General features: G+C 71.1%; 26 protein-coding genes. 14 read left to right on the plus strand and 12 right to left on the minus strand.

What is annotated here, in order from left to right; translation table 11 throughout:
- Nucleotides 1-110: 110 nt before the first annotated feature.
- Both ACFFR3_RS19350 and ACFFR3_RS19355 read right to left on the minus strand, forming a co-directional pair.
- Nucleotides 111-1,895 carry an endonuclease/exonuclease/phosphatase family protein gene (locus tag ACFFR3_RS19350; RefSeq protein WP_364382206.1) on the minus strand — a complete coding sequence of 595 codons (1,785 nt, stop codon included), beginning with the start codon at nt 1,893-1,895 and terminating at the stop codon, nt 111-113.
- A 49-nt stretch (nt 1,896-1,944) separates the two neighbouring features.
- Entirely contained in the window at nt 1,945-3,111 is a 1,167-nt protein-coding gene (locus ACFFR3_RS19355) for an ROK family protein (RefSeq protein WP_345408631.1), read from the minus strand.
- A 158-nt stretch (nt 3,112-3,269) separates the two neighbouring features.
- On the opposite strand from ACFFR3_RS19355, the gene ACFFR3_RS19360 reads away from it, so the two are divergent.
- From ACFFR3_RS19360 to ACFFR3_RS19380, 5 genes are read left to right on the plus strand one after another with little or no spacing between them, the layout of a single operon-like run.
- The gene (locus ACFFR3_RS19360) at nt 3,270-4,514 is read left to right on the plus strand and encodes a Gfo/Idh/MocA family protein (RefSeq protein WP_345408633.1); all 1,245 of its coding nucleotides are present in this window, start codon (nt 3,270-3,272) and stop codon (nt 4,512-4,514) included.
- Nucleotides 4,511-6,115, plus strand: a complete 1,605-nt coding sequence (locus ACFFR3_RS19365; protein WP_379483571.1) for a beta-N-acetylhexosaminidase — start codon at nt 4,511-4,513, stop codon at nt 6,113-6,115. Before ACFFR3_RS19360 ends, ACFFR3_RS19365 begins: the two co-directional genes overlap by 4 nt.
- A gap of 25 nt (nt 6,116-6,140) precedes the next feature.
- Complete coding sequence (locus ACFFR3_RS19370) at nt 6,141-7,385, plus strand: ABC transporter substrate-binding protein (RefSeq protein WP_364382215.1); 1,245 nt, start codon at nt 6,141-6,143, stop codon at nt 7,383-7,385.
- A gap of 4 nt (nt 7,386-7,389) precedes the next feature.
- Nucleotides 7,390-8,268: a carbohydrate ABC transporter permease gene (locus ACFFR3_RS19375; protein ID WP_379483572.1), complete on the plus strand. Its 879-nt coding sequence runs from the start codon at nt 7,390-7,392 to the stop codon at nt 8,266-8,268.
- The gene (locus tag ACFFR3_RS19380; protein ID WP_345408640.1) at nt 8,261-9,076 is read left to right on the plus strand and encodes a carbohydrate ABC transporter permease; all 816 of its coding nucleotides are present in this window, start codon (nt 8,261-8,263) and stop codon (nt 9,074-9,076) included. Before ACFFR3_RS19375 ends, ACFFR3_RS19380 begins: the two co-directional genes overlap by 8 nt.
- A 258-nt stretch (nt 9,077-9,334) precedes the next feature.
- Here the strand turns inward: ACFFR3_RS19380 and rpmF are convergent, their stop codons facing one another.
- From rpmF to rpmG, 5 genes are read right to left on the minus strand one after another with little or no spacing between them, the layout of a single operon-like run.
- The gene (gene rpmF, locus ACFFR3_RS19385; protein WP_345408644.1) at nt 9,335-9,502 is read right to left on the minus strand and encodes a 50S ribosomal protein L32; all 168 of its coding nucleotides are present in this window, start codon (nt 9,500-9,502) and stop codon (nt 9,335-9,337) included.
- Nucleotides 9,503-9,504: 2 nt separating this feature from the next.
- Nucleotides 9,505-9,804 (minus strand): 30S ribosomal protein S14, encoded by a 300-nt coding sequence (gene rpsN, locus ACFFR3_RS19390; RefSeq protein WP_345408646.1) that lies wholly within the window; start codon nt 9,802-9,804, stop codon nt 9,505-9,507.
- Nucleotides 9,804-10,040 (minus strand): 50S ribosomal protein L28, encoded by a 237-nt coding sequence (gene rpmB, locus ACFFR3_RS19395; protein ID WP_132611730.1) that lies wholly within the window; start codon nt 10,038-10,040, stop codon nt 9,804-9,806. Before rpmB ends, rpsN begins: the two co-directional genes overlap by 1 nt.
- Nucleotides 10,040-10,285: a type B 50S ribosomal protein L31 gene (locus ACFFR3_RS19400; RefSeq protein ID WP_364382248.1), complete on the minus strand. Its 246-nt coding sequence runs from the start codon at nt 10,283-10,285 to the stop codon at nt 10,040-10,042. Before ACFFR3_RS19400 ends, rpmB begins: the two co-directional genes overlap by 1 nt.
- Nucleotides 10,282-10,446, minus strand: a complete 165-nt coding sequence (rpmG, locus tag ACFFR3_RS19405; protein WP_364382251.1) for a 50S ribosomal protein L33 — start codon at nt 10,444-10,446, stop codon at nt 10,282-10,284. Before rpmG ends, ACFFR3_RS19400 begins: the two co-directional genes overlap by 4 nt.
- On the opposite strand from rpmG, the gene ACFFR3_RS19410 reads away from it, so the two are divergent.
- The 6 genes from ACFFR3_RS19410 (at nt 10,435) to ACFFR3_RS19435 (ending at nt 15,550) form a co-directional block, all read left to right on the plus strand.
- On the plus strand, nt 10,435-10,701 hold the full coding sequence (locus ACFFR3_RS19410; protein WP_379483593.1) for a hypothetical protein: 267 nt from the start codon (nt 10,435-10,437) through the stop codon (nt 10,699-10,701). The two genes, rpmG and ACFFR3_RS19410, sit on opposite strands and share 12 nt — an antisense overlap.
- 16 nt (nt 10,702-10,717) lie before the next feature.
- On the plus strand, nt 10,718-11,737 hold the full coding sequence (locus ACFFR3_RS19415) for a GTP-binding protein (RefSeq protein WP_364382254.1): 1,020 nt from the start codon (nt 10,718-10,720) through the stop codon (nt 11,735-11,737).
- Nucleotides 11,734-12,471 carry a class I SAM-dependent methyltransferase gene (locus tag ACFFR3_RS19420; protein ID WP_364382257.1) on the plus strand — a complete coding sequence of 246 codons (738 nt, stop codon included), beginning with the start codon at nt 11,734-11,736 and terminating at the stop codon, nt 12,469-12,471. Before ACFFR3_RS19415 ends, ACFFR3_RS19420 begins: the two co-directional genes overlap by 4 nt.
- Before the next feature lie 237 nt (nt 12,472-12,708).
- Nucleotides 12,709-13,728 carry a FecCD family ABC transporter permease gene (locus tag ACFFR3_RS19425; protein ID WP_364382260.1) on the plus strand — a complete coding sequence of 340 codons (1,020 nt, stop codon included), beginning with the start codon at nt 12,709-12,711 and terminating at the stop codon, nt 13,726-13,728.
- Nucleotides 13,725-14,543, plus strand: coding sequence for an ABC transporter ATP-binding protein (locus ACFFR3_RS19430; protein ID WP_345408656.1), 819 nt, complete (start codon nt 13,725-13,727; stop codon nt 14,541-14,543). The genes ACFFR3_RS19425 and ACFFR3_RS19430 overlap by 4 nt, the downstream gene beginning before the upstream one ends.
- 50 nt (nt 14,544-14,593) lie before the next feature.
- Nucleotides 14,594-15,550, plus strand: coding sequence for an ABC transporter substrate-binding protein (locus ACFFR3_RS19435; protein ID WP_364382264.1), 957 nt, complete (start codon nt 14,594-14,596; stop codon nt 15,548-15,550).
- Between the two features lie 35 nt (nt 15,551-15,585).
- Here the strand turns inward: ACFFR3_RS19435 and ACFFR3_RS19440 are convergent, their stop codons facing one another.
- Complete coding sequence (locus tag ACFFR3_RS19440) at nt 15,586-15,837, minus strand: hypothetical protein (protein ID WP_345408662.1); 252 nt, start codon at nt 15,835-15,837, stop codon at nt 15,586-15,588.
- Between the two features lie 179 nt (nt 15,838-16,016).
- On the opposite strand from ACFFR3_RS19440, the gene ACFFR3_RS19445 reads away from it, so the two are divergent.
- Genes ACFFR3_RS19445 through ACFFR3_RS19455 form a run of 3 tightly spaced genes read left to right on the plus strand, consistent with a single transcriptional unit; the run spans nt 16,017 to nt 17,783 of the window.
- Nucleotides 16,017-16,907 (plus strand): N-acyl homoserine lactonase family protein, encoded by an 891-nt coding sequence (locus ACFFR3_RS19445; protein WP_345408664.1) that lies wholly within the window; start codon nt 16,017-16,019, stop codon nt 16,905-16,907.
- A complete protein-coding gene (locus ACFFR3_RS19450; RefSeq protein ID WP_345408666.1) occupies nt 16,894-17,367 on the plus strand; it encodes a MarR family winged helix-turn-helix transcriptional regulator in 474 nt (157 codons plus the stop codon). The genes ACFFR3_RS19445 and ACFFR3_RS19450 overlap by 14 nt, the downstream gene beginning before the upstream one ends.
- A complete protein-coding gene (locus ACFFR3_RS19455) occupies nt 17,364-17,783 on the plus strand; it encodes an SRPBCC family protein (protein WP_345408668.1) in 420 nt (139 codons plus the stop codon). Before ACFFR3_RS19450 ends, ACFFR3_RS19455 begins: the two co-directional genes overlap by 4 nt.
- 63 nt (nt 17,784-17,846) lie before the next feature.
- Here ACFFR3_RS19455 and ACFFR3_RS19460 read toward each other — a convergent pair whose 3' ends face one another.
- The 4 genes from ACFFR3_RS19460 to ACFFR3_RS19475 form a co-directional block, all read right to left on the minus strand.
- Nucleotides 17,847-19,088: an MFS transporter gene (locus ACFFR3_RS19460; RefSeq protein WP_379483573.1), complete on the minus strand. Its 1,242-nt coding sequence runs from the start codon at nt 19,086-19,088 to the stop codon at nt 17,847-17,849.
- Nucleotides 19,089-19,160: 72 nt separating this feature from the next.
- Nucleotides 19,161-20,156: an ABC transporter substrate-binding protein gene (locus tag ACFFR3_RS19465; RefSeq protein ID WP_364382269.1), complete on the minus strand. Its 996-nt coding sequence runs from the start codon at nt 20,154-20,156 to the stop codon at nt 19,161-19,163.
- Nucleotides 20,153-20,950: an ABC transporter ATP-binding protein gene (locus tag ACFFR3_RS19470; protein ID WP_364382272.1), complete on the minus strand. Its 798-nt coding sequence runs from the start codon at nt 20,948-20,950 to the stop codon at nt 20,153-20,155. Before ACFFR3_RS19470 ends, ACFFR3_RS19465 begins: the two co-directional genes overlap by 4 nt.
- Entirely contained in the window at nt 20,950-22,065 is a 1,116-nt protein-coding gene (locus ACFFR3_RS19475; protein WP_379483594.1) for a FecCD family ABC transporter permease, read from the minus strand. The genes ACFFR3_RS19470 and ACFFR3_RS19475 overlap by 1 nt, the downstream gene beginning before the upstream one ends.
- Nucleotides 22,066-22,079: the final 14 nt, after the last annotated feature.

The raw sequence follows: 22,079 nt of genomic DNA on the forward strand, positions 1-22,079 counted from the left end.
GCGTGCGGCAGACGATCTCCAGGCGTTCGTAGGTCGCCACCGCACGTGCGCCGGCCCTGGTGCGGGTGGAGCCTGGTGCTCCCGTGACAGGGGGCGGGAGCGTTCCGCCGTCAGGAGATCTCGTACGGGATGATCTCGGCGAGCGTGGAGGCCCCGCCCATGCCGTAGTCCACGCGCAACCGCAGGTATCTGGCCGAGACCCCCTTCAGGTCGACGTCGTGGGGAGCCGACATGCGCGGCCACTCGACCCGCTCGACGTCCCTGAACGTCGTGCCGTCCTCGCTCACCTGCACGGCGCCCCGCTCGATGGTGCCGCTCATGTCGTACGCCAGCGTGGGCTGGAACCTGACCGCGGACAGGTTCCGCACCCGTCCGAGGTCCACCGTGATGGTGTGCGGCTGCGGCGCGACGCCGGAGCGGTAGTCGGTGAAGGGGTCGCCGTCGATCGCCCTGGCCGGGTCGCCGGTGCCGGGTTTGGTGACGGTGGCCGTCGCGCTGAGCTCGGCCGGAGGCACCGGGGTGCCCTCCGGAGGAGAGGGCCAGCCGCCGGGGGCGTCCTCGGGCTCGTCGGCCACGGCGGGCCGGTCGGGGCCCGTTCCCCTGCCGCGGATCACCACGTCGGTGACCACGGCGCTGTGGTCGGAGTAGAACGGGTAGGTCTGGTCGAGGGCGCTGCCCTGATGGCGGGGCAGGCGGCGGTCGTCGATGCGGGAGCCGAGGACGCGGACGTCCTTGCCGCGGGTGAAGATGTAGTCGATGCGGGCGGGCGCGGAGCGATAGCCGCTCTGCGGGCTCCAGGTGCGGCCGGGGTGGCGCCCGGCGTCGGGGTTGGCGTGGCGGAAGGTGTCGACGAAGCCGGAGTCGGCGAACATCTTGGTCAACGGCCAGGGCAGCACCAGGCCCGCGTGCCCGCGCGCGCCGGCGAACTGCTCGGTCCAGTCCAGGTACGGCCAGGCGTTGAGGTCGCCGCCCATGAGCACGGGGGCGTCGTCGTCACCGATGAAGGACGGCAGCGCCTTGTCCAGGATGGCCCTGCCCATGGCGACGCGGCGGAAGCGGTCGTCGTCGAGGAGTTGCGCGTCGGTCTTCGTCCGTGGCCGGCCGTAGAGGTTCTGCACGGCCGCCTCGTGGACGTCCCAGTTGGCGGAGATCTCGTGCCAGGTCCACATGCTGAAGGCGTGGACGTGCCTGCCGTCGGGCAGGCCGAGCCGGGCGCCGCCGAGGTTGAACGAGGTGATGTCGGCGTCCGCGTAGCGCGGGTAGACCTTCTCCACCTTGAGCTTGGTGTACAGCCACAGGTTGTCGCCGTTGGCGCTGTAGTCCTCCGGCGTGGTGAGCCGCACGCCGGTGAACCGCTCATCCGCCGGCCGCCCGGCGTTCAGCCCGTCGAGGATCTTCTGCCCCGATCCGTACCCCTCGATCACGAACAGGACATCGGGGTCGACCTCGTTGATGTAGTCGATCATCTGCCGGAGATTCTCGCCCGTCTTCTCCTGGCCGTTGATCGTGCCTCCGACGAACAGGTTCCAGGACATCAGCCGTACGGGGGTGCCGACCTGCTGCTCGGGCAGGGTGGTGACGGAGACGTCGAGCTTCACGCTCTGCCTGCGCGCGGGCAGCACGAACGGCCGGCTGCGTACGGTCCCGGTCCGGCTGTAGAGGGTCTCCCGCGCCCATACCTGGTCGCCCCTGGTGACGGTGAGGGTGAATTCCTGCACGTGGTGCGGGCGCGGCCGGGCGGTGGCGACCGCCGTGCAGGTGCTGCCGGCGAGCAGCCCGTCACATTCCAGCCGGTACATCACGGGCGTGGCCGCGGCGCCGGCCGCCGCCGGTGCCGTGGTGAGCAGCCCGGTCAAGGCCAGGGCGGCGGCGAGAGGCGGGATGGATCTACGCATGGGCGTGTCCTCCTGGAGGGGGGTGTGCGTTCTCCGCGGGAACGGGGTGTCAGGCGAGCCGCTGGGGCGCCGCGGGGCGGGAGATCGAGCCGTCGGAGGAGAAGAAATGGTCGTCCACGTGCTCCAGCGCCAGGCAGGCCGCGCCGAGCGCGACGCATTCCTCGCCGAGTGTCGAGGGCCGGATCTCGGGCACGCGCAGGCAGTGGGGTTCGAGCGCCCGGCGCAGGGCGGGCAGCAGGACGTCGGCCGAGCGGGAGAATCCGCCCCCCAGCACGACCAGTTCGGGGTCGAGGGTCAAAACCATGGCCGCGGTGCCGAGCGCGAGCTGGTGCGCGTAGGCGTTCACGGCCTCAAGGGCCTCGGGATCGCCGGCCCGGGCGGCGGTGAAGACCAGACCGGCGGCGTCCTCGGGCGTGGCGCCCCGTGCCGCGGGCGATCGCTCGAGGTGGGCGGCCATGGTGCGCCAGCCGGTCATCTCCATGAGCCCGACCTCGCCGCTGGCTCCGCTGAAGCCGTGGTGCAGGCGTCCGCTGAGGATGAGGGCGGCGCCTGGCCGGCGGCCCGCGTGCAGGTAGACGAGGTCGCGGACGCCCGACGCGATACCGAGCCGTTGTTCGGCGAGGGCGGCGAGCTTGCTGTCGTTCTCGACGGTGATCGGGCAGGACAGCCGCTGCCCGAGATGGCCGATGAGATCGACCCCCGCCCAGTCGGGCAGGGACTCGACCCGGGTGACCACACCTTCCCTGTTGACGACGCCGATGCTGCCGACGGTGACGCCCCACAGGTCGCGGGCGCTCAGTCCGGAGGCGACGAGTGCGGCCTCGACGGCCCGCCACACGGCCTCCAGCCGCTCGTCGCGCGTGGTGCGCGCGTCCACCGCGACCCGGCCGCTGGAGACGGTACGGCCGGCCAGATCAGTGATCACGGCGAGGACCTTGTGCACGCCGACGTCGACGCCGAGCACATGGCCGGCGTCGGTCCGGAAGCGGTATCGCTTGGCGGGCCGGCCCAGACTCCCCGGAGCGGGCTCGACGTCGGTGATCCAGCCGAGTTCGTGCAGATCGCCGACAACCTCGATGACGGAGTTGCGTGACAGCCCCGTCAGCGTGGCCAGCTCGGTGAGGGTCAGCGGCCCCGGCGCCGCACGCAGGACCCGAATGCTGCTGAGCGAGTTCAGCTGGCGCAGCCGCTGAAGGTCACCACCACCGACCTGCACAGGTTCTACCTCCCGTTAATTGCGGTCTCCGGATTAATCAGCTCTGGCACGCCCTCCGCCGGGCGTGTGCCACCTGGATCATCTGATGCGGAGGGGCTTGACGGCAAGACCTCGATCGTGAATATCTATGAACTCCGCAATAAATCGGGGGTCGGCACATGACCGTGAAGTTGGCCGTCATCGGGGCGGGAGCCCGGGGCCAGATCTACGCCAGGGCGGCAGCCGCCGATGGCCGATCGCGGATCGTCGCCGTGGCGGATCCCGACCCCGCCCGGCGGGACGCGCTGGCCCGCGAGCACGGCCTGCCGGAACAGGCCCGCTTCACCGGCTGGGAGGAGCTGGCCGCCGTGCCGAGGCTGGCCGACGCGGTGGTGATCGCCACCCAGGACAGGCTGCACGCCGGGCCGGCGGTGGCCTTCGCCGGGCTGGGCTACGCCGTCCTGCTGGAGAAACCCATGGCGCCGACGGAACCCGAGGCACGCAGGATCGTCGAGGCCGTCGAGCGGGCCGGGGTCGTCTTCGCGCTCGCCCATGTCATGCGCTACACCGCCTACACCCGGGCGTTCAAGCAGCTGGTGGACGGTGGCCGGCTGGGCGCGATCTCCAGCGTCCAGCACCTGGAACCGGTGGGCTGGTGGCACATGGCCCACTCCTTCGTCCGGGGCAACTGGCGCAACACCGCCCAGTCCGGGCCGATGTTGCTGACCAAGTCCTGCCACGACCTCGACTGGCTGCTGCACCTCCTCGGCGACGAGCCGATCGGTGTGGCCTCCTTCGGGTCGCTGACGCACTTCCGGCCGGAGAGCCGGCCGCCGGGGGCGGGCAGCCGCTGCGTGAGCTGCGCGGTCGAACCCGCCTGCCCCTATTCCGCCAAGCGCCTGTATCTGGGGTGCCTGGGCGATCCGGAGCGGGAGTTCTGGCCGCTCGGCCCCGTCACCTCCGACGCCACGACGGCCGGTGTCATGCGGGCGCTGGAGGAGGGCCCGTACGGCCGCTGCGTCTACGCCTGCGACAACGACGTGGTGGACCAGCAGGTGGTGATGCTGGAGTTCGCCGGAGGCACGACGGCGTCCTTCACGATGACCGCCTTCACCCCGCTCGAACACCGCAAGACGAGAGTCTTCGGCACCCACGGCTTCGCCGAGGGCGACGGCCGGAGCATCAGGATCGTCGACTTCACGACCGGCACGGAGGAGAGGATCGACACCGCGACGCGCGCGGGCGCCTCGCTGGCCGACGGCCACGGCGGCGGCGACGCCGGGCTGATCAAGGCGTTCATCGACGCCGTGGAGGCGGGCGACCAGGCGCCGCTCGGCGCAGCTCCGGCCGAGGCCCTGGCCGGGCACCTGGTCGTCTGGGCCGCCGAGCGCGCCCGCACGTCCCGGACGGTGCAGGCCCTGTGACGACGATCCCGGCGCCCGCCCGCCTGTCCCCCGGCGAGGGGTGCTTCACCTTCACCGTCGCCACCGCGCTGGCCGCCGACCCGGTGCTGGCCAGGGCGGCGGCGTGGCTGCGCGCGAGCCTCCTGCCGGCCACCGGCCTGCCCCTGCCCGAGGGGCCCGGCGGCGTCGAGTTCCGTCTGGCCGGCGGGCTCGGGCCGGAGGAGTACCGGCTCACGGTCACGCAGAAGTCGGTGCTGATCGAGGCGGCGAGCCCGGCCGGCGCCTTCTACGGAGCGCAGACGCTGCGCCAGCTCCTCCACCCGGCCGCGTTCCGCAGGGGCCGCATCGCCGGCAGGACGTGGAGCGTCCCCGCCGTCTCGATCGCCGACGCCCCCCGGTACGGCTGGCGTGGCTGCCTCATCGACGTGGCCCGCCACTTCCTGCCCAAGAACGACCTGCTGCGGTACATCGACCTGCTGGCCATGCACAAGCTCAACGTCCTGCACCTGCACCTGACCGACGACCAGGGCTGGCGGTTGCAGATCAGGAAGTACCCGAAGCTGACCGAGACCGGCGCCTGGCGGCGCGAGTCGCCGCTGGGCGCCCGGCGGCACCGCCGCTTCGACGGCCGGCCGCACGGCGGCTTCTACAGCCAGGACGACATCAGGGAGATCGTCGCCTACGCCGCCGACCGGTTCATCACCGTCGTCCCGGAGATCGACCTGCCCGGCCACACGCAGGCCGCCATCGCCTCCTACCCGCAGCTCGGCAACCTCGCCACCCCGCCGGAGGTGGCCACGGAATGGGGCGTCAGCGAGAACGTGCTCAACGTCGCCGATGCCACCATCGCCTTCTTCCTCGACGTACTGGAGGAGGTCCTGGAGCTCTTCCCCGGCCCATACGTCTGCGTCGGCGGCGACGAGGTCCCCAAGACCCAGTGGAACGACAGCCTCGCCGCCAAGGAGCGCATTCGCGAGCTCGGCCTGCGCGACGCCGCGGAACTGCAGACCTGGTTCATGCGGCACTTCACCGACTTCCTGCTCGCCCGGGGGCGCAGACCGCTCGGCTGGGACGAGCTCCTGGAAGGCGGCCTGCCGCCGGGCGTCACCGTGGCCTCCTGGCGCGGCGACAGGTGCACGACCATGGCCGCCCGGGCCGGCCATGACGTGGTCGTCTCGTCCTTCGCCGAGACCTACCTGGACTTCCGCCAGGCCGAGGGCGAGCAGGAGCCGGTGCCCATCGGCAGCGTGACCTGCCTGGAGGCGGTGTACGCCTTCGACCCCGTTCCCGCCGCCCTCACCGAGGCGGAACGGGACCGGATCCTCGGCGCCCAGGCGGCGCTGTGGACCGAGCACATCGACTCGCCCCGGCTGCTCGACTACATGGCCTTCCCCCGCCTGGCCGCCTTCGCCGAGGCGGTGTGGAGCAGCGAGCGCGACCTCGAGGACTTCCTCGTCCGGCTCGCCGTGCACGAGAAGCGGCTCGACGCGCTGGGCGTGGAATATCGCCCGGCCGCCGGCCCGCACCCCTGGCAGCGACGCCCCGACGCCCCCGGCCATCCCCGGACCCGGGCGGAGATCGACGGCGAGCTCGCCGCCTGGACCGCGAACCTGCGGTTCTAACTCACCCCCCAACCTGGAGAAACCCGTGCGTCTTCGTCTCCCCCTGGCCGGGCTGGTCAGCCTGGCCGTCCTCACCGCGGGCTGCGGCTCTTCCGCCGAACCCGACGCCAACGGCAAGGTCACGATCAGCTACGCCATCTGGGACAAGAACGACCAGGCCGGCTCGGAGAAGATCATCGCCGCCTTCCAGCAGGCCCACCCGAACGTCACCGTCAAGCTGGAGATCACCCCCTGGGAGCAGTACTGGACCAAGCTCCAGACGGCCGCGTCCGGCGGCGCGGCCCCCGACGTCTTCTGGATGAACAGCCTCAACGTCCGCATGTACGCCAAGGGCGGCGTCATCGCCCCGATCGCGGAGTCCGGGGCGGCGGGCCTGCCCGAGGCGGTCGTGGAGGGCTACCGCTACGAGGGCAAGCTCTACGGCCTGCCGCACAACGTGAGCATCCCCGCGCTCTGGTACGACAAGAAGATCTTCGACGCGGCCGGCCTGGAGTACCCCACCGCCGACTGGACCTGGGACGACGTCACGTCCGCCGCCAAGAAGCTGACCGACCCGGCCAAGCAGCAGTTCGGCATCCTCGCCCCGATGTGGGACCAGGGCGGCTTCTACAACACCATGATCCAGGCCGGCGGGCACGTGCTCTCGCCCGACGGCAAGAAGAGCGGCTTCGACGACCCCGCCTCCATCCAGGGCCTCGAGTTCTGGACCGGCCTCATCAAGGACAAGGTCGCGCCCGTCGCGGAGGTGTACACCGACACCGACCCCATCCAGCTCTTCCAGTCGGGCAAGTACGGCATGTACTACGGCGGCGTCTGGTTCGCCTCCACCTACTGGGCCAATCCCGAGATCCGCGAGCGGATCGACGTGGCTCCCCTGCCCAAGGGGCCCGCGCGGGAGGCCGTCATCCTGCTCGGCCTGGCCAACGCCGTCTCGGCCAAGAGCGAGCACCCCGAGGAGTCTGCGGCCTTCGCCGCGTTCGTCTCCTCCGAGCAAGCGCAGAAGATCATCAGTGACAGCGGCGGCGGCGCCCTGTCGGTCCGTCCCGGCACCCAGGACGGCTGGTTCACGGCCTTCCCCTCCTTCCACCTCAAGGAGACCTATGAGGCCTCGATGCCGCACGGCGTGCCGTACCCGGCGACGCTGAACACCGCGCAGTGGCAGGACGTGCAGAACAAGAAGCTCGCCGACGCCTGGTCCGGCAAGCGGCCGGTCGCCGACGTGGCCAGGGAGATCGCGGCGCAGATGAACGAGATCCTGGCCAAGGAGTAGGCGGATGCACTCCAGGCGCGAGTGGGCGTGGGGATACCTCCTCATCGCCCCCATGGCGCTGGGCCTGGCCGTCTTCTACCTGTGGCCCATCGCCCAGACCGTGTACCTCAGCTTCACCGAGTCAGGCGTGTTCGGCGGGCAGACCTGGGTGGGGACGGCCAACTTCGCCACCCTGCTCGGCGACGAGGAGATGCTCGGCGCGCTTCGCAACACCCTTCTCTACGCCGTGCTCGTGCTGGCCGGCGTACCGCTGTCCATCGTCGTCGCGGCCCTGCTCAACGTGCCGGGGCTGCGTGGCCTGAGCGTCTACCGGACCCTGTACTTCCTGCCCGTCGTCACCATGCCCGCCGCGGTCGGCCTGACCTGGCGCTACCTGTTCAACGGCGACTTCGGCGCGATCAACCACCTGCTGGGCGCGATCGGCGTCGACGGGCCGTACTGGGTGGGCGATCCCGACTTCGCCCTCTACGCGATCGCGATCGTCGGGGTCTGGAGCACGATCGGCTACAACGCCGTGCTGTTCCTGGCCGGGCTGCAGGGCATCCCGCGCCCGTACTACGAGGCCGCCTCGATCGATGGGGCGGGAAGGGTGCGGCAGTTCTTCCGCATCACCCTCCCGCTGCTCACCCCCACCACGTTCTTCGTCCTCGTGATCACCATGATCAACGCCTTGCAGGTCTTCGACCTGGTCTTTCTCATGATCGACCTCAAGAGCCCGGCGCTGAGCGGCAGCCGCACGATCGTCTACCTCTTCTTCGAGAAAGGGTTCGTGCAGAACCAGCGGGGGCTCGCCGCGGCCATCGCCGTGGTGCTGCTCGGGCTGATCCTCGTGCTGACCGCGATCCAGTTCCGGCTGCAGAAGAAGTGGGTGCACTATGAATAGGCCGAGGACCTGGCCGGCCCACGTGCTGCTGGCCGCGGGCGCCCTGGTGATGCTGGCGCCTTTCGCCCTGCAGCTCGTGGTCTCGCTGCAGACCCTGCCCGACTCGCTGCGGGTGCCTCCACGGTTCACGCCCTCCTGGCAGTGGTCGAACTTCGCCGACGTCTTCCGTACCGTGCCGCTGGCCCGGCAGTTCCTCAACACCGTCGTGGTCACCGCGGCCGTCACCGCCGGGCAGCTGCTGCTGTGCTCGCTGGCCGCCTACGCCTTCGCCCGGCTGCGCTTCCCCGGCCGCGGCGCCATCTTCCTGCTCTTCCTGGCCGTCCTCATGGTTCCCGGCGAGTTGTTCATCATTCCGCGTTACGAGATCATGCAGGGGCTCGGCTGGCTCAACACCCTGCAGGCGCTGATCGCGCCGGGCGTCTTCGGCGCCTTCGGGACGTTCCTGCTGAGACAGTTCTTCCTCACCCTGCCCAGGGAGCTCGACGAGGCCGCCCGCCTGGACGGGGCCAACCCGTTGCAGGTGTACTGGCACATCATGCTGCCGCTGGTCAGGCCGGGCCTGCTCGCCCTGGGACTGCTGACCGTCATGTGGTCGTGGAGCAGCCTGCTGTGGCCGCTGGTGGTCAACACCGACCCGGAGATGATGACGCTATCGGCGGGGCTCGCCTCGCTGCGCGGCCAGTTCCAGACCAACTTCCCGATCCTGTTCGCCGGCGCCGTCGTGGCCTCCCTGCCGGTGATCGTCCTCTTCGTGGTCATGCAACGGCACTTGATCGCGGGCATCGCGTTCACCGGATCGAAGGGTTAGCCGATCGGCGAGATCGAGTCACCTGTCGGGACGCAGCGAAGATGACAGTGGGACCGGCGTGCTGTTCGTCCGGCACGCCGGCACCCCCGGGGACACGTGCCGCCTGCTTCCCCGCCGACGAGGACGCGAACGCCACCGCGCTCACCGGATGGGCACCGGCGCCCGCCGATCCGGCTCGGTGACGGCCACCGGGCATCCTGCCGTGCCACCGCGCCCGGCTTACTGACGCACGGCGGACGGCCCGGTGGCCGAGTCATCTCACTGGACGGTGATCAGGCCCCGCTGGTAGGCGCGGACGAGGCGCCGGGGCACGAGGAGCTCCCGCCCGTTCACGGTGATCGGGACGAGGTCGGGCGCCGTGGCCTTCCACTGGCTGCGGCGGTGCCGGGTGTTGCTGCGCGAGGTCTTGCGCTTGGGGACTGCCATGGCTACCAGCTCGCCTTCGTGATGCCGGGCAGCTCGCCGCGATGGGCCATCTCGCGGAACCGCACCCGGGAGAGCCCGAACTTGGTCAGGTGCCCGCGAGGGCGGCCGTCGACGGAGTCGCGGTTGCGCACGCGGGTGGCGCTGGCGTCGCGCGGCTGCCGGGACAGCTCGCGTACGGCGTCCGCCCGCTCCTGCGGCGTGCCGGTGCGGATGACCTCCTTCAGCCGCGCGCGGCGTTCGGCGTAACGCAGGACGACGGCCTTGCGCCGCTCATTGGCGGCGATCTTGCTCTTCTTCGCCATCAGATCTTCTCTCCCCTGGCGCGGATCCGCGCGACGGCCGCCTCGACACCGATCTTGTCGATGGTCTTGATCGCGCGGGCGCTGACGGTGAGCCGGACGTAGCGGTCCTCGCTGGGCAGCCAGTAGCGGCGCTGCTGGATGTTGGGGTTCCAGCGGCGCCGGGTGCGGCGGTGGGAGTGGGAGACGTTGTTGCCGAACACCGGCTTGACGCCGGTGAGCTGGCAGTGCGCGGACATCATGCCTTCCCGTAGCGCTGGTTGAACCGCTCGACGCGCCCGGCGGTGTCGAGGACGCGGCTGCGGCCGGTGTAGAACGGGTGACTCGCCGACGACACGTCGACGTCCACCACCGGGTACGTGTTGCCGTCGGTCCACTCGATCGTCTTGTCGCTGCTGATCGTGGAGCGGGTGAGGAACGCGAAGTCCGCGCCGGGGTCGCGGAAGACGACCGGCCGGTACTCCGGGTGGATGCCCTTCTTCATCGTTCCTCCCGGAAGAGGACGTGCCGACGGATGGTCGGGTCGTACTTGCGCAAGGTGAGCCTGTCGGGGGTGTTCCTGCGGCTCTTCCTCGTCACGTACGTGTAGCCGGTGCCGGCCGTGGATCGGAGTTTGATCACCGGCCGCACCTCATTTCTAGCCAAAACGGTTCCTTCCCATGGGCGAACTCATGCCATGATAACGACAACGATTTTCATTATTGCACCTGGAGGCTTCATGCCGGCCCTCATGATCCTCGTCGCGGGCATGCACGCCACGGCGCGTACCGCCACGATCGAGCGGCTGCGCCCGGCCGAGCCACCGGCGTCACCGCCCAGCAGCAGCCACTGATCGCCAAGGCCGTCAAGAACGCGCGCGAGGTGGTCCTCCCCCCCTACGCCTCGCGCACCGGCACCTGAACTTGTTGGAGGCACTGTGCCCATTCCCGTCGCCCTCGTCGGGGGCCTGTACGGCTGCGCCCGGACCGAGGCGGTCGATCGCCTGCTGCGCCGCCACCCAGGAGCCATCACCATCGGTCACGGCATCACCGCGGGCCAGGCCGAGCGGGTGGCCCGCGACTCCCCCGGCGCGCCGCTGCTGATCATCGACCTCGGGGACTCGGTCGAGCCGCGCCCGGCGGCCGAAGCCGTGGCCCGTGCCGGCCATCTCCGCCTGTCCTGCGTGCACACGGCGCTGGACGCCGGGCACCTGCCCGTGGACATCTGCCGGGGCGACCGCCTGGCCGACACCTGCCGGACCGCGACGGCCGGCGATCAGCGGCACCTGGCCGAGGTGCTGGCCCGCCAGATCGAGTACGCCACCAGCCTGTCGCTGCACGGTGGCGACGCCGAGGACGCCGAGCTGTCGGCCGCCGTGCTCGGCCACCTGGCCCCGCACACGCCGATCGTCACCGTCCCCGACCCCACGGGCCCCACACTGGACGTCCGCGAACTCGCCGAACGCGTCGATCCGGCCACCGCCCAGTTCCCCGCGGACGGGCGGGCCGGCGAGGTCACCACGGTCGTCTGGCACCGGCTGCGCCCGCTCCACCCCGGCCGCCTGTTCGACGTCATGGACGAGCTCGTCACCACCACGGTCCGCTCTCGCGGCCGGTTCTGGCTGGCCAACCGGCACGAACGCATGCTGGCGTGGGACGCCGTGGCGGGAGTGGTCTCCGTGCGGGACGCCGGCCCATGGCTGGCGGCACTGCCCGAGGCCGCCTGGGAGCTGGTCTCCCCGGCCCGCCGGGCCGCCGCCGCCCTGGACTGGAACCCGATCATCGGCGACCGCGTCCAGCACCTGGTCTTCACCGGCCCTGACGTCGACCGCGACCGCATCTGCGGCCTGCTCGACTCCTGCCTCACCGATCACGGGGACCTGCTGCCGGGCGCCGCGGCGTGGGCCCGTTACGACGACCCCTTCGCCCCCGTACTGAACCTGGAGGAGAGCACGTGAAGCCTCATGTGAGCGACGAGTACGAGCGTTCCGCGGAGTTCGTGGACGTCATGCTCGCCGCGCCCTGGACGGTGCTGGCCCCCACGCTGGCCGAGGCGCTGCGCGGAGCCCCCGGGCCCGTCGTGGACGTGGGCGCCGGAGGCGGCCACGGCACCCGCGTGATCGCGCGGACACTGCCGGCGGCGGAGATCCATGCCGTGGAGCCGTCGCCAGGGCTGCGCGCGGTCCTGCTCGCCAGGGTCAACGACGACCCCGGCCTGCGCGACCGCGTGACCGTGCTGCCGGGCGGCCTGCTCCAGGCCACGCTCCCGCCCCGCCTGGGCACGCTGGTCGCCATGAACGTCATCGGCCACTTCGACCCCGGCGGCCGCCGTACGATCTGGCGGCTGCTGGCCGAACGCCTGCTGCCCGGCGGCCGGGCCGTGCTCAACCTCCAGCCTCCGGCCGAACCCGTCGCCGTGCCGCAGACCCGGTTCTCCGAGCTGCGCATCGGGCGGCGACGGTACGAGGGCTGGGGCCGCGCAGAACCCTCCGGGCCCGACCAGATCACCTGGCACATGACTTACCGCGCCTTCCAGGACGGGGAACCGGCCGAGGAGGTGGAGGTCGAGTACGCCTGGTGGCTCCTCGGCCCGGACCGGCTCAAGGCCGAACTCGCCGGGCACGGCCTGCATGCCACGCCCACCGGCCCGACCGAGCGGGGATTGTGGTGCATCACGGGATCACCCGGGTGAGGCGTGGCACGAGACGGCAACCCTGTGGACCTCGCGCTCTCGCCTCGATCGCCAAGCTGAGACCCCGACTCTCCTGATCCCGGAGGGCGTCGGCGAAATTGATAATGATAGTCATTCTCGATAGCATGCCGCGTCGTGTACTTAGGTCCCTCTCAGCGCTCCTCCCCCTCTGACGATCAGACAAAGCGGCCTGGTCGCGCACGGCGTCGCCTGGCACGACGCACAGGGCTGCTCTGCGTGGCGCTTGCGGTCACGGTATGGGTTCTGATCGTGCTGTCCGGTGCGGTGGGATCGGTGCCGGTGAGCCTGGCGGAGGCGGCTCAGATCGTGATCGGGCATCTGGTTCCGGGGATGTCGTGGATGTCGGACGGGACGTTGACGCCGTTGCAGGATCAGGCGGTGTGGCAGTTCCGGCTGCCGCGAACGCTGCTGGCGGCGCTGGCCGGTGCCGGGTTGGCGCTGGCGGGCGCATTGATGCAGGTCACAGTCCGCAATCCGCTCGCCGAACCCTACATTTTGGGCGTGTCCTCAGGGGCGAGCGTCGGGGCGGTGCTCGTGATCGTGTTCGGCTCGGCCGCCTTGGGCGGGTTGTCGTTGAACGTGGCCGCGTTCGCGGGCGCCTTGGCGGCCTGTGCCGGCGTCGGGGCGTTGGCGCGGAAGGATGGAGCGTTGTCGCCGATGCGGATGATTCTGGCCGGTGTCGCGTTGGGAACCCTGCTGAGCGCGGTGACGAGCTATCTGACGATCTCCACGGACGCGCAGAACGTCGTCAGCGTGCTGTTCTTCCTGCTGGGGAGCGTGTCGGCGGCGTCGATGCCGAGCCTGGTCGGCCCGGCCGTCGCGCTCGCGGTGGCCGGGGTGATCGCGGCGCTGCTGGCGCGGTCGCTGAACGCGCTGTTGACCGGGGACGAGTCGGCGCTCTCGCTGGGGGTGAACGCCTCCCGGTTGCGCGGGCTGCTGCTGGTGGTGGCGTCGCTGCTGACCGGCACCGTGGTCTCGGTCGCCGGCGGGATCGGGTTCGTCGGGCTGGTCATCCCGCACATCGCGCGGATCGCGGTGGGTGCGGACCATCGGCGGATGCTGCCGGTGACGGTGCTGGGCGGGGCTGTGTTCCTGATGATCGCAGACCTGCTGGCGCGTACGGTCGCGGCGCCGACGGAGATCCCGTTGGGCATCCTCACCGCATTCGTCGGTGCTCCGTTCTTCCTGTGGCTGATGCGGCGGAACGGGGCCGAGCGTGCGGGGTTCGGCCGATGAGGGTGGAGTTCGACGACGTCACCGTCGCCCTCGGTGGCCGGGACGTGGTGCGGCGGGCGTCGCTGAGCGTTGAATCGGGCACGGTGGTGGGCCTGGTAGGGCCGAACGGCAGCGGGAAGTCCTCGCTGCTGCGTACGCTCTACCGTGCGCTGAAGCCTCGGCAGGGCACGGTGCGTCTCGACGGGCAGGACGTGCAGCGCCTGAGCGGCAGGCAGTCGGCGCGAGCGGTGGCGGTCATGCTCCAGGACCCGGCGACCGACTTCGACCTCAGCGTCCAGGAGACGGTGCTGCTCGGCCGCGCCCCGCACCACGCCTCCTTCGGCCGGGACACCCCCGGCGATATGCGCATCGTGGACGAGGCGATGCGCCGCGCCGAGATCACCGACCTCGGCGACCGCATGGTCGCCACCCTCTCCGGAGGTCAGCGGCAGCGTGTCATGCTCGCCCGCGCTCTCGCGCAGGAGAGCCCAGTGCTGGTGCTGGACGAACCGAGCAACCATCTCGACATCAGCCACCAGCACGAGTTGATGATCACGGTGCGCAGTCTGGGACGCACCGTGATCGCCGCTCTCCATGACCTGAACCTCGCGACCCAGTACTGCGACCGTGTCGTCGTGCTCGCCGCTGGTCGCATCGTCGCCGCCGGGCCGCCGGCGCAGGTGTTCAGCCCTGAGCTGATCCGCACCACCTTCGGCGTGGACGTCCGCGTCCTCGGCGACCCCGATGAACCTGTCTTCGCCTTCCGCCGCCTCGATGCGAGCGGCGACCCCATCGACGTGGCCTCCACCCGAACAGAAAGCAGCACACCCACATGACGCGCCCCTCTCGCCCTCCCGCACGTTCCGCCGTCATCGCGAGCGCAGCCGTGGCGTTGCTTCTCACCGGCTGCGGCACCTCCGTGGCCCCGGCTTCCCCGGGAGCCGGCGCGGCCGCCGCGGTGACGCTGGAGAACTGCGGCCGCAAGGCCGTCGTCAGCGACGCTCCGAAGGCGGCCGTCGGCATGCACCCGGCGCAGACAGAGCTGCTGCTGCGTCTGGGCCTGGCCGGCCGCATCGCCGGGCAGGCGCAGGCCAAGGCGCAGGCACTGCCGGAGGACGTGGCGCCGCTTGCCGCGAACATTCCGGTGATCGGCGGGGTCACCCCGCCCAGCCGTGAGGACCTGCTGGCCGTCAAGCCGGACTTCGTCTACTCGCCCACCACCTACGAGTTCACCGCCGAGCAGGGCTTCGCCAGCATCGAGCAGCTCGAGCAGGCCGGAGTCTCCGTCTACGTCGCCAACGGCGGGTGCAAGGACCGGCGCATGACCGGCGAGGTCACGGATCTGTTCACCGATCTGGAGAACATCGGGAAGATCTTCGGCGTGGACGACGCCGCCGCCGGCCTCATCGCGAAGAGCCGGGCCGAGCTCGACAAGGTCGCCAAGGCGCTCGCCGGCGTGAAAAGGCTGCGCGTCGCGCAGGTGTACGTCGACGGCACTACCCTGCAGGCCATCGGCGCCGGCGTCGAGTACGACATCCTTCGCCTGGCGGGGGCGGACAACGTCTACACTCCCGAGCAGCCGGCGTTCGCGAAGTTCTTCGCCGCGACGATCACGCCCGAGTCCCTCGCGGCCGAGCGGCCCGACGCGCTGGTGTTCTCGGTGTACGACGACAAGCACGAGGCCGCGACCCGCAAGTACCTCACCACAACCTTCCCGGACATGCCGGCGGTGCTCGATGACCGGCTGATCGCGGTCTCCAGCGCCGACGTGTTCCCCGGAACGCTGGGCAACGTCTCGATCGTGCGGCAGATCGCGGAGCGGCTCTACCCCGACGCGTTCTGAGCCGTGATCCGCGCACCGGCCCGGAACGCACGGCGTCATGCTCCGGCGCGCGGGCGCAGGGTCCAGCCCTCGCCTGCGTGCCACGCGCGGACGAAGCCGGCGGACAACCCGACCCGGGCGGCGAGGTCGTCGTGCGTTCCGGTGAGATATCTCGCCTTCAAGGGGTTCAGCGCGATCAAGTAGCCGCGGTGCCCGTCGCGGCCGTGCCGGCAGCGGTAATTGTGCAGCACCAGGATCTCGCCCTCGTCCAGGGCGGACCTGGGCAGCGCCGGTTCCACCTCCCGCACGGCCTCGTGGAACCGGCCGATCTGGTCCTGGATGCGGTCGGCGTCACATCAGGTCTCTGGGGCGATCAGCGAACCGAGCAGCCCCTGGGCCGGGCCTGCGCTCACCGGACCTGGCGGTCCTGGCGATTGAATGTCGTGTAATCTAATGACACGACATTCAATCTGGCAGGGAGCGCGTGATGACCTTCTCAACGGACCCGATCAAGACCATCTCGGTGATCAGCACCGGCTCGGTGGCCATCCGTCCCGAGCACGTGGGGCCGACATGGAAGAACACCTACGTGTGGCTCTTCACCTCCACGCGGTGGACCGCCGCACGGCCGATCAACGTGTACGTGATCGAACACCGCGATGGTGTGGTCCTCTTCGACACCGGGCAGGACCGCGCGTCGGTCACCGACCCGGCCTACTTCCCCGGAGGGCTCAACGGGCTGGTCTACTCACGCCTGGCGAAGTTCGAGATCGGCCCGGCCGAGACGCTCGCCGCGGGCCTGTCCGAGCTGGGCTACCGCGTCCAGGACGTGAACACGGCGGTGATCTCCCACCTCCACCAGGACCACATCGGCGGGCTTCCGCTGCTCGGGCACGCCGACATCGTGGTCAGCCGTGACGAATGGAACTCGCTGAGCGCGCCCCTCCCGGAGATGCGCGGTTTGATGCGCTCGCACATCGAGCTTCCCGGGCTGAACTGGAAGCGGGTCGTCCCCGAGCCGCTGGCCGATCCGACGCTGGCGCCCTTCACCGACGGCCACGATCTGTTCGGCGACGGAAGCCTGGTGCTCCTGCCCACCGCCGGCCACACCCCCGGATCGCTGTCGATGCTGGTCCGGCGGCCCGGCCATGCGCCGCTGCTGATGGTCGGCGACCTCACCTACGACGCCGACCTGCTGTTCGCCGGCGAACTGCCGGGCGTGGGAGACAAGAAGCAGATGCGCGACGCCGTGGCCAAGGTCAACGCCTTGCGCCAGAAGATGCCGGACCTGGCCGTCCTGGCGGCTCATGACCCGGCGGCGGCCGACCGCCTGGCCGCCGCGCTCGCGACCGGGGCCGTGGCACATGCGGCCGGCTGAAGAACTGCGCTACCTCATCCTGGCGATCCAGCGTGAAGGCAACCGCCTCCTCGCGACCGACCTGCGGCCGCTCGGCGTGACCCCCTCCCAGGCCGAGGTCATCCGCGTGCTGGCCGATCACCAGCCGCTGACGCTGCTCGGCTTGGGACAACTGCTCGTCTGCGAGACCGGCGGCAGCCCCAGCCGCCTGGTGGACCGGCTCGTCCTCGCGGGGCTCATCGGCCGCGAGACCGACCCGGCCGATCGGCGGCAGGTCACCCTCGTCCTCACCGAGGAGGGGGAACGCCTCGCCGCCGAGATCGCAGGCGTCGAACAGCGGCTGTACCAGACGATCGACGAACTCATCGAAGGCGCGCCCGTCCAGGAGACCCTCGCGTTGCTCCGCACCTTCGCCGACGCGTTCCCCGCCGGACAGGCCGTGGCGCGCCGCGCCACCACGAACCGGAAGGCGACCCCATGAACACCGTAGAAGAGGCCGTCCTGACCGTCGACGCCTCGCCTGAGCGGGTGCGCGGCCTCCTGCTGGACCCGCTCGCACTGCCCGGATGGAATCCCGCGTTCCACAGCATCGACGGGCCGCCGGAGGCCGCCGTCGGCCATGAGTACCGGATCACCGTCCGGCCTGGGCTGCCGGGTCATTTCGTCTACAAGGACATCCGGCCGGACCTGATCGTCACCGCATGGCAGGTCCCCGGGTTCTCCGAGGAGGGCAACTGGCTCCTGCGCCGGCACGGCGCGCAGACGATCGTCCGGCACGACTTCACGCACACGGGTCCTCTCGCGGCCCTGCTGAGCCGGGCCTATCGCGGAGTCGCCGGACTACGGCTGGAGCGACTCGCGCGGACGGTCGCCGCGAAAGCGGCGCCGATGGGGTAGGTCGCCTCCTGGACGCGCCGCAGGCGGGAAGGCCGCCCCGGCGCCGGATACCGAAAGGCATCTTCAGCACCTCTTCGGTCGGGAGAAGCCGCGGCTGCTGGGGACCAGGGCCGCGGCGGCCGGGGCGAGGAAGCACACCAGCGCGCATCCGGCCAGGACCGGCTGCCAGCCGAAGGCGTCGATGGCCGGGGCGAGGAAGGCGAGACCGACGGGGGCCAGACCGTAGGAGACGAGGAAGTCGAGTGAGGAGACCCGGGCCAGCAGGCGCGGCTCGACCTCGCGCTGCGTGGCGGTGAACCAGGGCACGTTGAACACCTCGATGCCCAGCCCGGCCAGCGCGTACGCGGCGAATACCACCGCCGGGTGCACCGGGAGCAGCAGGCTGAGCGGCGCGAAGCCGTACAGGGCCAGGCCGGCGAGCGCGGCCCGGCCCTGGGCACGCGGAGTCCAGCGGGCCACGAGCAGCGCGCCGGCGAGGGCGCCGAGGGTGTAGGCGGTGAGCGCCGCCGCCAGGACCGCCTCCGTGCCGTAGCGGTCGCGGCTGACCAGCGGGAGCGCCACGCCGGTGGCCGAGTAACCGGTGAAGATGACGGCGGCCAGCGCGCCAAGCCCGGCGAGGAACCACGGGTGCCGGCGCGCCTCGCGCACGCCTTCGCCGAACTCCGCGAAGAACCGCACGCCGTCCGCCTCGCGGGCCGGGGCGGGCAGGCCCCTGGGCGGCAGCACGGCGGCGGCCAGCCACAGCAGCCCGGTGCCGATCAGCAGCCACCAGGTGTTCAGGACGGCGGCCAGCAACGCCGTGCCCGCCGGCGCGACGAGGGTGGTGACGCGCACGGCCAGGGTCATGGCGGCGTTGGCCTGCCGCCGGCGGCCGGCGTCCACGACCTCGGCCGTGAGCGCCTGGAACGCGGGCCGACACGCCCCCTGGCCCGCGCCGACGACCGCCGCCGCCACGGCCATGAGCGGGATCGACCATCCGAGCCCGAGCGCGATGAACGGAGTGGCGAGCGCGGCGGCCAGTCCGGCCCACCACACGACGGCGCGGCGCGAGTACCGATCGGCCAGGACCCCGCTGATCGGCGCCGCGGCGAGGAAGCCGACGGTCCGGGTGGCCAGCACGATCCCGAGACCGGCGGCGGTGAGCTCGCGCTCCAGCACGGCGAGCCCCAGCACGAACGGCAGCGCCCAGGTCGCCAGCCCCGAGGCGGTGGTGCCGCACCACAGCCGAAGAAACCGCCTCTCGCGCAGGATGGACCGTGCCGCGGACGGCGACGTCTCCGAGCCGGTGGTCATCGGTGCGCTCACAAGTGGATGCCTCCGAGGGGACGGGGGACGAACGAGACTCGTGATCTACAACATGCTCCGGTACTCATCCGGTCACGTCTGGAGCTCGCTCAGGTATTTCGCGAACCCTTCCAGGCCGTCGATGTTGCGCGGCCCGCTGATGCCCTCGTTGTAGTCCAGGACGTAGAAGCGATCGTTGACCACGGCGGGCAGCTTGCTGGTGGTGGGGAACTCCTTCAAGAACTTGATCTTCTCCGTGGCGGGCTTGTCCCCGTAGTCCAGGATGACGATGACTTCCGGCTTGGCCTCGACCACGGCCTCCCAGGTGACCTCGCCCCACCGCGCGTCCAGGTCGCCGAAGATGTTGCGGCCGCCGGCGAAGCGGATGATGTCGGTGGGCGGCACCTGGCTGCCCGCGGTGAACGGCTTGTCCGTGCCCGAGTCGTACAGGAAGACAGGGGTCGGGTCACCCTTGGGCGCCTGCGCTTGGACCGCTTCGACGCGCTTGCGGTAGCCGGCGATCAGTTCCTGGGCCCTGGCCTCGACGCCGAAGATCTTGCCGAGGCGTTCGAGGTCGGTGTAGAGGGCCTCGAACGGCGCCACCCGCTCGGGGTGGCCGGGATAGTTAAAGCACGACTCGGTGTGCATGAAGCTCTGGATGTTCAGCCCGTCGAGGATCGCGGGGGTGATGCCGCGCTGGTCGCTGAAGCCGGAGCGCCAGCCGGCGACCACGAAGTCGGCTTTGGCGTCCACGACGAGCTCCCGGTTGAGCAGGTCGTCGCTGAGGAACTTCACCTTGGCGTACTCGGCCGCCCAGGGCGACTCGGTGACCGGCGGGTTGGCGGGTGGCATCACGTAGCCGTGCACGTGCTGGGTCAGGCCGAGCGCGAACAGCTTGTCGGCGCTGCCGCCCTCGTAGACGACGGCCCGGCGGGGCGTGGTGTACTGGACGTCCTCGCCGCACCTCTTGACCGTCACCGTGCGCGCGGCGGTCGCGCCGCCCTCCACCTGCGCGCCGCATCCGGCGAGCAGGAGCGCGCCGGCCAGGAGCACGGCGGTCAGGAGCACGGCGGGGGTGCGTCTGTTCACTTCGGGTTTCCTTTCATGGTCGTGGCCGTGCCCAGGTCGTAGAGCACCTGGGGGACCCCGGTGAGCGGATGGGGGACGACGCTCGCCTCGACGCCGAACGCCTCGCGCAGGAGCTCCTCGGTGAGCACCTCGGCGGGCGGGCCGCACGCGACGAGGACGCCGTGGGAGAGCACGGCGAGCCGGTCGCAGGCGGAGGCGGCCAGGTTGAGGTCGTGCAGGGTGACCAGCACGCTCAGCGCGGCGCCCCTGAGCATCGACAGCAGCCGGATCTGGTGGTGCAGGTCGAGATGGTTGGTCGGCTCGTCGAGCACGATCAGCCGGGGTTCCTGGACGAGCGCCCGGGCGACCAGGACGCGCTGGCGTTCCCCGCCGGACAACGACAGCACGCCACGGCCGGCCAGGTGCAGCACCTCCATCCGCGCCATCGCCTGGCGGCACAGCTCACGTTCGCGGGCGCTGAGCGCCTGGTTGCCGCGCAGGTGAGGGGCACGGCCGAGGGCGACGACCTCCTCGACCGTGAAGTCCAGGTCCGCCCGCCCCTCCTGGGTGAGGGCGGCGATGACCCGGGCGCTGTCGCGCAGCGGCAGCTGCGACAGGTCCCTGCCGTCGATCAGGACCGCGCCGCCGCTGGGCCGCAGCGCGCGGTACACGCAGCGCAGCGCCGTCGTCTTGCCCGAGCCGTTGGGCCCGACCAGCCCCACCACCTCCCCGTCGCCGACGGCGAGCGCCAGCTCCTTGACGATGGGGACGCCGTCGATGGACACCGAGAGATCGTCCAGCAGCAGGCGGGTCATCAGCGGCCTCCGAACAGGTAGCCTCGGCGGCGCAGCAGGACGACGAAGACCGGCACGCCGACCAGCGCGGTGATCACGCCCAATGGCAGCTCGCGTGGCGCCACCAGGGTCCTGGCCACCAGGTCGGCCCAGACCATGAAGATCGCCCCGACCAGCGGCGCGATGGTGAGCACGCGTACGTGTGCCGCGCCGACCCACAGCCGCACCAGGTGCGGCATGACCAGCCCGACGAAGCCGATCGCGCCGCTGACCGCGACCATCGCGCCCGTGGCCAGCGAGGTCAGCACGAACAGGCCCTTGCGGAGCCTGACGGTGTCCACGCCCAGGCTCACGGAGGTCTCGTCGCCCAGGGCGAGCACGTCCAGGCTCCGCCCGGAGCGGCGCAGCACCACGACCGTGACCACGGTGACGACCGCCACGACCGGGAGCGCTCCCCAGGTCGCCGCGCCGAAGCCGCCCATCGACCAGAACAGCACCGTGCTGGTCGACTCGCCATCCGGGACGAAGTACACGATCAGGCTCATCACGGCCTGGAAGCCGAACGCCATCGCCACCCCGGTGAGCACCAGCCGCAACGGCGACAGCCCACCGGTGCCGCGCGAGGCCAGGTAGACCAGGGCGGAGACGAGCAGCGCGCCGAGGAACGCGCCGGCCGACACCGCGTAGATCCCCAGGGCGGTGAGCGCGCCGCTGGCGCTGACCAGAACCGCTCCGGCCGACGCCCCGGACGACACGCCGAGCACGAACGGGTCGGCCAGTGCGTTGCGCACCATCGCCTGGATGGCCACGCCGACCACGCTGAGTCCGGCGCCCACCAGCACCGCCAGCAGCACGCGCGGGGTCCGTACCTGCCAGATGATCTGGTACGCGGTGACCTCCTCGGCCGTGATCGAGCCGCCGGTCACCGCCGCCCACAGGTAGCGCAGCGTCTCCCCCGGCGGCACGGCCGCGGCGCCGAGACCTATCGCCAGCAGCATCGACACCGCGAGGACACCGGCCAGCGGAACGACGATCAGCGGCATGGCCGGCGCCGCTCTACCGGTGGGTGGATCTTCAGCTCCCGGGACCGCCGGCGACGATGCCACGCCGGAGTCCGAGGAACCTGACTCGCGCAACGATCTCAAGGACA

Origin of the sequence: Nonomuraea salmonea, assembly GCF_042428605.1 — a bacterium.
Lineage (GTDB): Bacteria > Actinomycetota > Actinomycetes > Streptosporangiales > Streptosporangiaceae > Nonomuraea > Nonomuraea salmonea.

Bases quoted from the DNA above. Each gene is read 5' to 3' on its own strand.
- ACFFR3_RS19470 (WP_364382272.1), bottom strand. From the start codon at position 20,950: ATGACCCGCCTGCTGCTGGACGATCTCTCGGTGTCCATCGACGGCGTC.
- rpsN (WP_345408646.1), bottom strand. From the start codon at position 9,804: ATGGCGAAGAAGAGCAAGATCGCCGCCAATGAGCGGCGCAAGGCCGTC.
- ACFFR3_RS19450 (WP_345408666.1), top strand. From the start codon at position 16,894: ATGCGGCCGGCTGAAGAACTGCGCTACCTCATCCTGGCGATCCAGCGT.
- rpmF (WP_345408644.1), bottom strand. From the start codon at position 9,502: ATGGCAGTCCCCAAGCGCAAGACCTCGCGCAGCAACACCCGGCACCGC.
- ACFFR3_RS19400 (WP_364382248.1), bottom strand. From the start codon at position 10,285: ATGAAGAAGGGCATCCACCCGGAGTACCGGCCGGTCGTCTTCCGCGAC.
- rpmB (WP_132611730.1), bottom strand. From the start codon at position 10,040: ATGTCCGCGCACTGCCAGCTCACCGGCGTCAAGCCGGTGTTCGGCAAC.
- ACFFR3_RS19375 (WP_379483572.1), top strand. From the start codon at position 7,390: ATGCACTCCAGGCGCGAGTGGGCGTGGGGATACCTCCTCATCGCCCCC.
- ACFFR3_RS19455 (WP_345408668.1), top strand. From the start codon at position 17,364: ATGAACACCGTAGAAGAGGCCGTCCTGACCGTCGACGCCTCGCCTGAG.
- ACFFR3_RS19430 (WP_345408656.1), top strand. From the start codon at position 13,725: ATGAGGGTGGAGTTCGACGACGTCACCGTCGCCCTCGGTGGCCGGGAC.
- ACFFR3_RS19380 (WP_345408640.1), top strand. From the start codon at position 8,261: ATGAATAGGCCGAGGACCTGGCCGGCCCACGTGCTGCTGGCCGCGGGC.
- ACFFR3_RS19350 (WP_364382206.1), bottom strand. From the start codon at position 1,895: ATGCGTAGATCCATCCCGCCTCTCGCCGCCGCCCTGGCCTTGACCGGG.
- ACFFR3_RS19445 (WP_345408664.1), top strand. From the start codon at position 16,017: ATGACCTTCTCAACGGACCCGATCAAGACCATCTCGGTGATCAGCACC.
- ACFFR3_RS19360 (WP_345408633.1), top strand. From the start codon at position 3,270: ATGACCGTGAAGTTGGCCGTCATCGGGGCGGGAGCCCGGGGCCAGATC.